Origin of the sequence: Oscillibacter sp. (assembly GCF_031978065.1) — a bacterium.
In the GTDB taxonomy this organism is placed as follows: domain Bacteria; phylum Bacillota; class Clostridia; order Oscillospirales; family Oscillospiraceae; genus Oscillibacter.
The window spans coordinates 1-10,441 of sequence record NZ_DALZCH010000110.1 but is presented as its reverse complement, the minus strand read 5'-3'; the positions used below and the strand labels follow the sequence as shown (position 1 = coordinate 10,441).

Below are 10,441 nucleotides of genomic sequence, written 5' to 3'. Positions count from 1 at the left end.
CGTTCTGCTGATGAAAAGCGGACAGGCCGTCCCGGAAGGAGTGACGGACCATGAGTGAGAATGAGAAAAAAGCCCGACCCAAAGCAGCCGTATCGGCCCGGGGGCAAAGACGCTATATTCTGGGGGGCGCGGGACGGCTGGTCCTGTGTGCGGCGGGGCTGATTTATGCGTTTGTGCCCCGATACGGGCAAACGGAGCACACGCTGTATTCCTACGATGTGACTGCTGACGCGTCCTACCGGGTACATATGCTGGAAAATTCCCTCTACCCAACCGAGTGGCTGGAGGAGGGCGGGGTGTATTCCAGCGCTCTGGCCGACGTGATTGAGTTTACCTTCCGGGTGGATGCGCATGGAAGCGCTCCCGCCGAAATTTCGGGCGACTATCGTATCACCGCGGTGCTGGAGGGCTATCAGTCCTCCGGCGAGGAAAAAAGGCCGGTGTACAAAACGGAGGTCCCACTGGCGGAAGGGGCAATGGGTCTTTCGGTCAGCCGCGCGTTCTCTCTGGAGCTTTCGGGGACGGCACGCATCAACACTGCCCACGGGGAAAGGCAGGAAGACTTTTCCTATGCCGTGGCCCTGCCTCTGCCCAAAAATTCCACTTTGTTTGAGCTGCAAAAGCCTGATCCGGTGATACGATACCGAGAGATTACAAAGGCGGAGGAAACCCGGCTGCCGCTCTCCTTTGAACTGCTGGCCGCCTGTGGCGCGATGGGGACGGAGGGAATCGCGCTAATTTTGTTTGTAAGACTTTTTACCCGCAGACTTACACCCCAGGAGGAGGAGAGGACGGCCCGGGAAAAGCTGAAGCGCAAATACGGCGGACGCATGATCCGTTTGGCCCGGCCACCGGAGTATGGAGGCCGCGCCTGCGTGCCGGTGTCCGACATGGACGGCTTACTGGCCATGTCGGAGGAAATGCGCCTGCCCGCCTGCTACTGCGCCGATATGCGGGGACTGCCACAGGACGGGCTTTGCTTCGTGGTCACGCCCGAGTGCGTGTATGAATACCGACTGCCAAGCTTCTGATTTGAAAGCATCTGAAAACGCCGCAGGGCCGCCTTGAGCGGTCCTGCGGCGTTGCCGCGCTTTCCGGCGGACGTGTCCGGGTCCGGCATCGCGGCGGCGCATACCACTTTGGTGGAAGCGTTTATAGCTTTGAGTCTCAGACGAAGTGGGAGAAACAGAGCAGGTAAAACTAGACCTTTGCCCGATTTTATTTGCGGGAGAACGCTCTATACTTATATCTGTTAGCAGTTGCATTAGCGGCAATAAAAAGCCAAATATTAAAGGAGTCCTGCTAACAAAAGTCAAGCCCCAAATCCAAGAAAATTCAGGGTAGAAAAATGAGCATGATAAAGAGGTGGCCGCAATATGCGCCCACCTGATTAAGTGAAATTTAGGGGCTGGCTATGTATTCGAATCTACTTGTTCCAAAGCGTTCAAATGGTCTCTGACCTTGGCATGGTAGATTCTCAGGAACTTGTTCGCAGCAGCGGTCATGTAGACGAGGTAGGGTTTGCCCTCGGCCCGCTTGCGGTCAAGGAATTGGTATACAGGCTCGTCCAGCGGGGATTGCTTGAGGTGGGTGCTGACAATTTGAAACAAGGTTCTTCGCAAATGCGGTGAGCCGCGCTTGGTTGTCCGAACACTCTGCGAGTTGTGCTTACCGGATTCATTCACGCCGGGGTCAACGCCGGCGAAGGCGATGAGAGCGCCACGGTTGGAAAATCTGCGGATGTCTCCAATCTCAGCCATGAGCTGTGCACCGGTGACTTCGCCCACACCGTACATGGAGCGTACTACCTCGTATTCGGGCAGCGTGGCGGCAAGGCGAGCAAACTCGGCTTTGAGGGTGGCAAGCGTCGCTGTGGCGGCGACGAGCTGCCCAGCAGCGGCGGTGATGAGCGCCTTGGTCAGCGCATTCTTCGGCATGGTCACAACCATATTCCGGCTTGTGGTATAAATTTCAGCGGCTCTCGCCGTACTGAAGTTATAGCCCTTTCGTTTGCGCCACTTGCGGTAACGCTCAGAGAAAGCGGCAATGCTGACACTGGATACGCAGTCGTGGTGGTAAAACGTACAGACGAAATCTACCCATTTCTGGCGTCCATCCTCGCGCACCGGGCTTGTAAACAACTCGTTTATCCCCGGAAACACGCAGTCAAGCAGTGAAATGAGGTTGTTTTGCAGCGACACTACCGTTTTCATGTGCAGATTGTACTGCCGCGAAAACAGCTTGAGTTGCTGACGTGTGATATCTGTCTGTGTGTACTCGCGCATCTCTTCCCAATATTCAAGACCGTACCGTGCGATCTTCACCGCATCAGCTTTGTCGGTCTTGACCTTTCGGAGCGAATTGTTACCGAAGTCCTTGATGAGCTTGGGGTTGACCGCGCTGACAAAGAATCCAGCCTCCTGAAGCGCCATAACGACCGGCTCGTGATAGCGCCCGGTTGCTTCAAGGATAACACGGGTATTCCCGTCAATCAAGCGCAGCGCTTCCGATAGTGCTGACAGACCCTCACTTGTGTGAAAAAACTCACGTGGCGGCAGGGAAACCTCGCCAAACGGGCGCATGGCGGCAACAACGCTTCTCCCCTTAGAAACATCAATTCCAACGGCTGTGTTCATGAAAAACCTCCTGATGATTTGACTTCGCACTCGGCTCCGCCGTTCTTTCATTGCCGATTCAATCTCCTTGGTTACGCGAACACACCCGATACCGGGCGGGACGACCTGCTCAAATCGAACTGCTGTCAATGAGAGAGACGGCTGACGGACTCCTTTGCGGACGTAGTTAGTCCTTGGACAATTAGGTCAGACCGAAGTTCTCCCATTGTACAGCCTTGGCAACAAAAACGAAACGAGCACGGCTGGCTGCCGTGCCTGTACCGTAATTTATATTGTAGGAGGAGGACATTTAAATGAGAGGTTTTAACAAGAAGGCAATGGTCGGCGGAATTCTGGCGCTGTCTCTCGTGCTGGCAGGCACTGGGTACGCCTATTGGACCGATACCCTGAACGTCACCAACAAGGTCGCCACGGGTGATTTGGACGTCACGTCTGGGCCTGTATGCCCAGTACAGCGAAGACGATATGGGCAACTGGAGCGTCTATGACGGCATTGGCAACGGCTATGCCGATAAGCTGTTTTTCAACAACAACGGGCGGGACTATCAGACGCCCAACCACAACTCCGTTGTGGGCCGCGACGGCAATGAAAATTCTGCCAACGGCCAGTATCGCGCTCGCGCCAACGGCTATAACGATGTGAGCTTTGCCGCGGGCTACGAGGACGGCGCGACCATTGGTAAGCAATACGGCGATTATTTGGACGCGACCATTGGCAGCGACAACATTGAGCTTGAAGTGAACAATATGTATCCCGGTTATGGACAGTTGTTCCGCAGCAATATTATTAATCTGTGCACTGTTGCGGCGAAGCTGAGCGCGCTGTCCTTCTCCGCCACCGGCAATGAGGGCGGGACGCTTGACGCCGATGCTGCCAATATGCTGGGCCTTGCGCTGCGCGTCACCGACGAGCAGGATAAGCAAATCTATGATCTGGCCACGGGCTCTAACGCCACCTTTACTCTCGGCGACGTAACCTTTGTCAGACTAAGTGCCCTGACGAACGCCACGGTGAAGGAAGTGAACCAGATGATGACCGCCAGCAAGCCCTAGGGCAGAATGGATCTCTATATCGGTGTTGCCATGGATCCCGACGCTGCGGGCGTGTATACCACCGGCAACACCGCCGTCAAGGCCAACAAGAATGATGCAAATACCCAGAATCAGTTGGCTACCATCTCTGTTGACTTTGCATGGGATCAGTTCAACGCGACGCAGACCGCGGCTAAATAACCAAAATCCACGCAAGCTTTTCGCAGGATAAAGAAGCGGCCGGGGCAAAACATTGTTTTGCCCCGGCCGTTGTTTCCGCATAAGCACACGGGATGAAATATTATTAGCAAATAAATCAGTCCGAGCCGTAGCGGCAGCAATGCACGCCGCGTTGCGCCCGGTTCAGGGACCTCGAGGGCATGGAATAAATATTTCCGGCTTGGCCGAGATCGCGTGCAGGTCGGTTACTGCGGATAATTTTTTTCACAGCATACAGCATAATGTGCGATTTATCGCGGCCAATGACAGCGTGGACAGCAAAGAAATCGACAACAAATTCACTTCGGTTCCGCAACGTTATGGATGCGGGATTTGCATAAAGTATGTTAAAAATTTAAGCAGCAAGCCAACAGGCAGTATTATCAAAAGAGAAACAGCCGACAGATGCTCAAGACGAGCGCCTGGGAGCTGTTTTGTGGTTTTGGAGGTTATCTCGGTTATCTTAAAATTGCGGCGACTCCTATGCTGCCAAGAGTCTTGTGCATAATCTCACAGTATGCCGCAAGATAATTTTTGGAGTACTGCCAATCATCCACCTGTATTGGATGATTCAGCTAATATTAACTATTGCATCATCCAATAGGTCCTTGGTCCGTGGGGCGCCATCCACCAAAAGAACCTCCATAATTCGCCATGTCATTCCCTCTTCATCAGGATGAAAGTTAGGGTGATAGTAGGAAAGACGGATGCTGTCCAGAGAGAAACATTCCTCCACCGCGGTGATGCAGTCAAGGGCAATCGGAGTGAGAATTGACTTCATCTGTGCCTCGTTGGGAAGGGCTGGGTTGTCATAGTCCGTATAGTCTATCCGCAGGTGGGTGATGGGGGTCATCGGGTCAGCATAATCCCAGACGATAGAACAGGAAAGAAAGTTTTGTGACTTTCCGGAAACATGGGTGCGAAACAGCTTGGAAATCACCTCCGCCGCTCCGGTGTCCTGCAAAAATGCGTCACTGCGATGGCGGTCCCCCACGGTATCTCGATTGGGATTCGTGTAAATGGTACAAGTCTCTTCTCCCACATAGACATCCGAGCTAAAGGCGTTGTCGACAGGGTTAAACACTGTTTTTCCCAGAGATGCCTGAGGGGAAACCACCTGACAATTGTCCTGAGCCACCCCCCACGCCATTAGCTTGCCAAAACCCAGCGGAAAGCCAACCACGGTGGAGATACCCAGATAAAGGATGAGAGAAAGTGCACCGACGATAAAATGGGCCTGTCGTCCCGTTGCCTTGTGTATCTGCATAGCGCAACCTCTCATTTCTTATAAATCAATTATAAAATTCACTTATTCTGCACCACGATTGTGAATGAAGGCGGTTATTTCTATATTTAATATAGCATAACCCTTTACCTTCGTAAAGCACATGATTATGGCGTCTTTAACCAGTGGGCGCCATTCACGACAACTGCATCGGAGCTCTTAAAATACGAACCGGAGGATATTCCTGAAGTGGATGCCCACATGAAAGCAAGAAAGGATGCAGATGTCAGCTACATCCTGGCGCGGATTGCGTAATACACATTTTTGAGCATAAAAAAGCAAAATGTCCTTATAGAATCCTAAGATCCTATAAGGACATTTTGCATGGTCCGAGTGGCGAGACTTGAACTCACGACCCCTTGACCCCCAGTCATGCAAAATGATAGAATTATCAATGGGTTCGTCGGTTCTTACTGCAATAAGTCTGCAATAAGTAAACACTCTCGATCCCCAATTTTCTGCCATTCCAGTGGGCTCTAATCGCCCTTTCTAAGATTAAATTTCGTTTGTGATTTTACGCAGATCAGATATGCTTACGTCCTCATAGTATCGGAGCATTTCTTCACTAGTATGTCCTATCAACTTTAGTTTGTCCTTGCTGGCGGCGTTCACGCGTTTCATTAGAGTGGCAAAAGTGTGGCGGCAGCTGTGCGGTGTATATGTATGTCTTTGTTTCCCATCTACTTCGTAGGTGGGGTTATCCAATCCGACGGATTCGAGCAGAGCATAGAACGCCGCTCTATAATTCTTAAGAGGCATCTTTGACCCGTCTGCCGCGCAGAATACCGGACCAGTTGCCTTGTTTTTAACCAAGCAATCAATAATGGGCTGGATTTTAGGGGAAACTGTAACAGTCCGGTCTTTTCCAGCTTCTGTCTTGGCTCCGCCCACAAAAGCTTTTTCAGCCCGATCGTAGTTTCGCACATCCAGAGATAGGAGTTCCGATGGCCGAAACCCAAGATAACACTGACAATACACATAGTCTGCGGTGTCAATTTTCCCAACAGAGTTTTTTATTTTCTCTAGATACTCGTCCGGGATCCCAGTCCCGCCAACTCCATCTTCACCCGAAACTTTTAAATAATCTGCAAGATTTAATTTTTCCGGGAAATACCCGCGCGGGATACCGTATTTATATATCAATCCGCAGGTGGTCCTCATATTTCTCTTTGTTGCTTTCCCTTTAGGACACGCATCAACGCATTCTTGCAAGTCGTCAATATCGATATCGGAAGCCAGTTCGTTCCAAATTGGCTTAAAGTATTTAATGGCTGCTTTGTAGTTCCCCAGCGTATTCGGGCCAGCCCTGTGTGTGGGGAGCCATGTATCGTAAATATCCTTAAAAGTGGTCTTCGCCTTTCTGTCAGCCTTTGCAGATATCTTCGTGATCCCGATGTTTGGGAGAGCGTTCACCGCGTCCCTGCGACGAGAGAATGATTTGGACGCTGTTTTTCGATGGCGCTTCCCATTTTCATCGGTGAAATACCCCATTGTCTTTACGGCTATGTATGATTTCCCGCGCTTGTAGATCGTTCCTTGCCCATTCCCGCGCGACTTCGTGTTTTTCTTCTGAGGCTCCTGTTTAGCGCCGCACTGGCAACAAAACGGGCCATCTGTGACTTCTTGGCAGCACTTAGCACAAATCATTTGCATTTTCCTCCAAATCTGATATGATAAGAGGGCAGAAGGCCCACAAAGCATCTGCCCCTAGAACCGCTTCGGTGTTAGCGCACCGGAGCGGTTATTTTATTTTGCTTTTCTTCCGTTTCATAGAAATAATATATTGAATAATCCACATGAAAATATCTAATTTTAAAACAATTTATCTAAAATATAAATAATATTTGACATATTCCACAAATTAATGTCGGCATACTCACATCCTATTGATTTATTGCCAGTAAGGTGGAATAATTTGGAATGAAGAACAAAGTGCGTGAAATTAGAGAGAGACACGGGTTAACTCAGAGGCAATTGGCCATCCTTTCAGAAGTTGGAAGAAGTACAATTTCAAACACTGAAACAGGCCGATATATTCCGCGCGTTGATGTAGCTATCAGGATTGCACGACAACTTCACACTCCGGTGGAGAGGCTGTTTTTTGTTGGAAAGGTGGAAAGAAAATAATTGTATAAGTGGAATATAGAAAAAGTAACAGATAAATTGGTATAACCGACAATTTACTACAAGAAATCTGTGTGCTATACTGGACTCAATGAATAGAACAAAAGTTCTAATATGCGGGAGGGCGGCTGGATGAAGGCGGAACAAGATGTGCATTGTGGTAAATCGCTCATCAGGACCATGGAAGTGCGGGATGCGGCTACATATATTTCACGTCTCACAGTCTGTGAGAAATTGCAACTCAACGAGCTGCTAAAAGTCCTTGAACAAACGCGTCAACCTTCTCCATCTCTTCGGGAGTAAGGCGGCACAAGCGCCCAATCAATTCAGAGTTTAAAAGTTCCTCGTCGATATTGACGGGGGACTTTTCTTTTTGCTCCGATCCTATCAGGAAGTCTGTTGTTACACTGAAATAATCTGCAATTTTTTTAAGCGTGTCGCTATTTGGAGTGAGTCCACGCTGCTTCCACGCCGTAGGGTGCGATTTGCTTAGCCCAATTTCAAGCGCCGCCCTAGTTGGAGACAGCCCTTTATCCTCGCATAGCGAACGGTATATGTCATAAAACACAAGTTACAGCCCCTTAATTTGTTAAACTTTGCCTATTGATAAGTACAACAAGTTAGGCTATAATGCATTCATAGAGTTCAACAAATTGAACCGACGAACTTATATAGCCTTGCGGTTTACTTTGATTTCTAGCAAAGTTATTGTAACCCGAAAGTTTAATAAGTTCAACTGTTTTCTAAAGATCGGAGGTGATATTTGGATGATTGCACAATGGACATCAGAACTTGTCGGCAGAATGCACCAAGAAAATGTAAAAAAGAAAGCGCTTGCGTCGGAAGTCGGTTGGTCGTATACATACACCGTATCTGTTATCAACGGAAAGAAGTCTCCGAGGGGAGCGCAAGAAAAGTTGAACTCTGCACTGAACCGAATTATCGCATCTAGATGAATTGTGGAAGGAGAAGCATGAACGAACTAATTAAGGTTACATACGACAATGACCGCCCGCTTGTTTCGGCACGGGAACTGCATGGTTTTCTGGAAGTTGAGACCCCCTATCGTAAATGGTTCCCCCGGATGTGTGAGTATGGATTTTCAGAAAATCAAGACTTTTCAGTCGCGGACATTTTTGTCCATAACTCCGGCGGAGGTCCGCAAAGCCAGAAAGACGCGGCGTTGTCCCTCGACATGGCAAAGGAACTCTGTATGCTCCAGCGCAACGAAAAAGGCAAGCAGGCCCGCCAATATTTTATCCAGCTTGAAAAGGATTGGAACAGCCCGGAAAAAGTCATGGCGCGAGCGCTACAAATCGCAGACCGAAGAATCCGGACGCTGGAAACCGAAAACGCCATTCAGAAACAGGCAATCGCAGATTTCGAACCCATCAGGCAGTACATCGACGCCATCCTCGAAAGCCCGGGGGCGATGGCAACGACCCAAATTGCCGCCGACTACAACATGAGCGCACGGAAACTGAACGCGATTTTGAATGAAGAAGGAATCCAGCGAAATGTAAACGGTCAATGGATTCTCTACCGCAGGCATATGGGAAAGGGCTACACGAAATCCAAAACGTTCAGTTTCGTGCATACCGACGGTCGCCCCGACACAAAGCCGCAAACCCAGTGGACACAGAAAGGGCGCTTGATGATTCATGAGCTACTTTCAAGGCGCGGTATTAAGGCGGACATGGATGCGAAAGGTATAGTGAAAGGAGAGGGAGTCCCGTATGACCTTGCATCAGATTGAGGCCGATGCGCGCGAAATTCTGATTCCGGCAGATATTGCGCCAATTCTCGGCTGTGACCCGCATGACATCCGTGTAGCGGCGCATCAGAGGCCAGAGCTACTAGGTTTCCCGGTTATCTTAATTGGAAATCGCGTGAAAATCCCACGGTTGGCCTTTTTGGAGTTCATGAAAGGGAAGTCCCACCCTCAACAGCAGTTCCGCCTACATACCAACGTGAAGTGAAAGGAGAAAACCATGGAGGAACTTAGAAAAAAGACGATTGCCGCCCTCACTAAGCAGGTGGAGCTGCTTAGCAAAGACGGCAATGCGCTAGTGGATAGGGAACTGACGAACACATCAGTTCAAGCACTTACCGGGCTTTTGCATGAACTTATGCAAGTAGATTACGCCCACCCCTTAATGGCTGAATAACAGGCAGTGGCCACATCAACCGCGTCAGACGGTCTAATTGGGTTTGCGTGGTCCGATCCGTTCCAACTTTGAATAATTGCGGTTGCCAGTTCAACAGCCAATTCCTTATCTGTTTTATTCATATTTTCACCTCCTTTCGCCGCCATTCTACAACGAGAGGAAGAATTTTACAACAAGTGATTTTATCTAGCAAGCAATCTTTACACCCGATACCTCCCCGCGCAGGCAAAAACATTTGGAGGTATTTGTATGCAATACATCATCAATCAGGACCGCGACCTCATGATCGAGAAATCCGATCTTTTTATCAAGCCAAAATACAGGAAAGGCATTTTGCTTGGATTCAATCTTTACTGCAAGGCCGGATTTTTCAGCAAGGTTCTACTGGGGACGTTTGACAGTTTGAAGGAGGCCGAAGCCGAAAAAGACCGGGTCAACGCAAGCGAGGACGGCTACATCCTTGTGGATGGGTACGAACCTTCTTGCGAGGATGACGGCCCGGCGTGGGTTTTCAATGGGCCCAGCATCAGATGTTTGAGGCCGGAAGAGCCATTGGGGCCAATTACGGAGGCGCTAAATGATTGATCGGATTGTTGAGGCGTTCCGGGAGCATCCGCTCCTCGCCGACGCTATGCCGGTGCTGGTTTTGGTTGTTGGGTACATTCTAATTAAATTTTGAAAGGGGACACATGAAAAATCAAAGCCAGGAGCATTCTTACGCGGTGAGCCATTGGAGCCACGGAACGATTACCGTGCAGGCGCAGAATGCGGCACAAGCAAAGCGGTCGGCGTGCAGATTTTTTGGAATCAATCCGTCGGACTATTGGTGCGGGATGTCCTGTTTTTCCGCCTGTAGGATTTGAATGGAGGCCGCATGACCTACTTTTTTACCATCGTCGGCGTGTGCGCCTGCACCAGCGGATTTTTCAAAATCATCGACCGCATAGAGCGGCCCAGAAAAATTAGGAGGTTTTCAT

The 10,441-nt window shown here is 49.8% G+C and carries 13 protein-coding genes; 9 read left to right on the top strand and 4 right to left on the bottom strand.

What is annotated here, in order from left to right; genetic code table 11:
* Positions 1 to 50: 50 nt before the first annotated feature.
* Entirely contained in the window at positions 51 to 1,031 is a 981-nt protein-coding gene (locus RTK01_RS13790; RefSeq protein ID WP_312281525.1) for a DUF5305 family protein, read from the top strand.
* A gap of 381 nt (positions 1,032 to 1,412) precedes the next feature.
* Here the strand turns inward: RTK01_RS13790 and RTK01_RS13785 are convergent, their stop codons facing one another.
* Entirely contained in the window at positions 1,413 to 2,636 is a 1,224-nt protein-coding gene (locus RTK01_RS13785; protein WP_312281524.1) for an IS110 family transposase, read from the bottom strand.
* A gap of 293 nt (positions 2,637 to 2,929) precedes the next feature.
* Here RTK01_RS13785 and RTK01_RS16890 point away from each other — a divergent pair, with 293 nt between their 5' ends.
* The 3 genes from RTK01_RS16890 to RTK01_RS13775 are packed head-to-tail and all read left to right on the top strand — an operon-like array spanning position 2,930 to position 3,869.
* A complete protein-coding gene (locus RTK01_RS16890) occupies positions 2,930 to 3,124 on the top strand; it encodes a TasA family protein (RefSeq protein ID WP_397352924.1) in 195 nt (64 codons plus the stop codon).
* Positions 3,051 to 3,689: a hypothetical protein gene (locus tag RTK01_RS13780; RefSeq protein ID WP_312281523.1), complete on the top strand. Its 639-nt coding sequence runs from the start codon at positions 3,051 to 3,053 to the stop codon at positions 3,687 to 3,689. The genes RTK01_RS16890 and RTK01_RS13780 overlap by 74 nt, the downstream gene beginning before the upstream one ends.
* Positions 3,690 to 3,695: 6 nt before the next feature.
* Positions 3,696 to 3,869 (top strand): hypothetical protein, encoded by a 174-nt coding sequence (locus RTK01_RS13775; protein ID WP_312281522.1) that lies wholly within the window; start codon positions 3,696 to 3,698, stop codon positions 3,867 to 3,869.
* 589 nt (positions 3,870 to 4,458) lie between these two features.
* Here RTK01_RS13775 and RTK01_RS13770 read toward each other — a convergent pair.
* Together RTK01_RS13770 and RTK01_RS13765 are read right to left on the bottom strand one after the other, a co-directional pair.
* A complete protein-coding gene (locus RTK01_RS13770) occupies positions 4,459 to 5,154 on the bottom strand; it encodes a hypothetical protein (RefSeq protein WP_312281521.1) in 696 nt (231 codons plus the stop codon).
* A gap of 513 nt (positions 5,155 to 5,667) precedes the next feature.
* Positions 5,668 to 6,819, bottom strand: a complete 1,152-nt coding sequence (locus RTK01_RS13765; protein WP_312281520.1) for a tyrosine-type recombinase/integrase — start codon at positions 6,817 to 6,819, stop codon at positions 5,668 to 5,670.
* A gap of 273 nt (positions 6,820 to 7,092) precedes the next feature.
* Here RTK01_RS13765 and RTK01_RS13760 point away from each other — a divergent pair, with 273 nt between their 5' ends.
* On the top strand, positions 7,093 to 7,299 hold the full coding sequence (locus RTK01_RS13760) for a helix-turn-helix transcriptional regulator (protein ID WP_312281519.1): 207 nt from the start codon (positions 7,093 to 7,095) through the stop codon (positions 7,297 to 7,299).
* Between the two features lie 238 nt (positions 7,300 to 7,537).
* Here RTK01_RS13760 and RTK01_RS13755 read toward each other — a convergent pair whose 3' ends face one another.
* Positions 7,538 to 7,864 (bottom strand): helix-turn-helix transcriptional regulator, encoded by a 327-nt coding sequence (locus RTK01_RS13755; RefSeq protein ID WP_312281518.1) that lies wholly within the window; start codon positions 7,862 to 7,864, stop codon positions 7,538 to 7,540.
* Between the two features lie 405 nt (positions 7,865 to 8,269).
* Here RTK01_RS13755 and RTK01_RS13750 point away from each other — a divergent pair, with 405 nt between their 5' ends.
* The 4 genes from RTK01_RS13750 (at position 8,270) to RTK01_RS13735 (ending at position 10,049) form a co-directional block, all read left to right on the top strand.
* A complete protein-coding gene (locus RTK01_RS13750) occupies positions 8,270 to 9,052 on the top strand; it encodes a phage antirepressor KilAC domain-containing protein (RefSeq protein WP_312281517.1) in 783 nt (260 codons plus the stop codon).
* Entirely contained in the window at positions 9,033 to 9,275 is a 243-nt protein-coding gene (locus RTK01_RS13745; protein WP_312281516.1) for a hypothetical protein, read from the top strand. Before RTK01_RS13750 ends, RTK01_RS13745 begins: the two co-directional genes overlap by 20 nt.
* 12 nt (positions 9,276 to 9,287) lie before the next feature.
* On the top strand, positions 9,288 to 9,464 hold the full coding sequence (locus RTK01_RS13740; RefSeq protein WP_312281515.1) for a hypothetical protein: 177 nt from the start codon (positions 9,288 to 9,290) through the stop codon (positions 9,462 to 9,464).
* A 249-nt stretch (positions 9,465 to 9,713) separates the two neighbouring features.
* Complete coding sequence (locus RTK01_RS13735) at positions 9,714 to 10,049, top strand: hypothetical protein (protein WP_312281514.1); 336 nt, start codon at positions 9,714 to 9,716, stop codon at positions 10,047 to 10,049.
* Positions 10,050 to 10,441: the final 392 nt, after the last annotated feature.

Bases quoted from the DNA above. Each gene is read 5' to 3' on its own strand.
- RTK01_RS13765 (WP_312281520.1), bottom strand. From the start codon at position 6,819: ATGATTTGTGCTAAGTGCTGCCAAGAAGTCACAGATGGCCCGTTTTGT.
- RTK01_RS13760 (WP_312281519.1), top strand. From the start codon at position 7,093: ATGAAGAACAAAGTGCGTGAAATTAGAGAGAGACACGGGTTAACTCAG.
- RTK01_RS13790 (WP_312281525.1), top strand. From the start codon at position 51: ATGAGTGAGAATGAGAAAAAAGCCCGACCCAAAGCAGCCGTATCGGCC.
- RTK01_RS13775 (WP_312281522.1), top strand. From the start codon at position 3,696: ATGGATCTCTATATCGGTGTTGCCATGGATCCCGACGCTGCGGGCGTG.
- RTK01_RS16890 (WP_397352924.1), top strand. From the start codon at position 2,930: ATGAGAGGTTTTAACAAGAAGGCAATGGTCGGCGGAATTCTGGCGCTG.
- RTK01_RS13785 (WP_312281524.1), bottom strand. From the start codon at position 2,636: ATGAACACAGCCGTTGGAATTGATGTTTCTAAGGGGAGAAGCGTTGTT.
- RTK01_RS13750 (WP_312281517.1), top strand. From the start codon at position 8,270: ATGAACGAACTAATTAAGGTTACATACGACAATGACCGCCCGCTTGTT.
- RTK01_RS13735 (WP_312281514.1), top strand. From the start codon at position 9,714: ATGCAATACATCATCAATCAGGACCGCGACCTCATGATCGAGAAATCC.
- RTK01_RS13745 (WP_312281516.1), top strand. From the start codon at position 9,033: ATGACCTTGCATCAGATTGAGGCCGATGCGCGCGAAATTCTGATTCCG.
- RTK01_RS13770 (WP_312281521.1), bottom strand. From the start codon at position 5,154: ATGCAGATACACAAGGCAACGGGACGACAGGCCCATTTTATCGTCGGT.
- RTK01_RS13740 (WP_312281515.1), top strand. From the start codon at position 9,288: ATGGAGGAACTTAGAAAAAAGACGATTGCCGCCCTCACTAAGCAGGTG.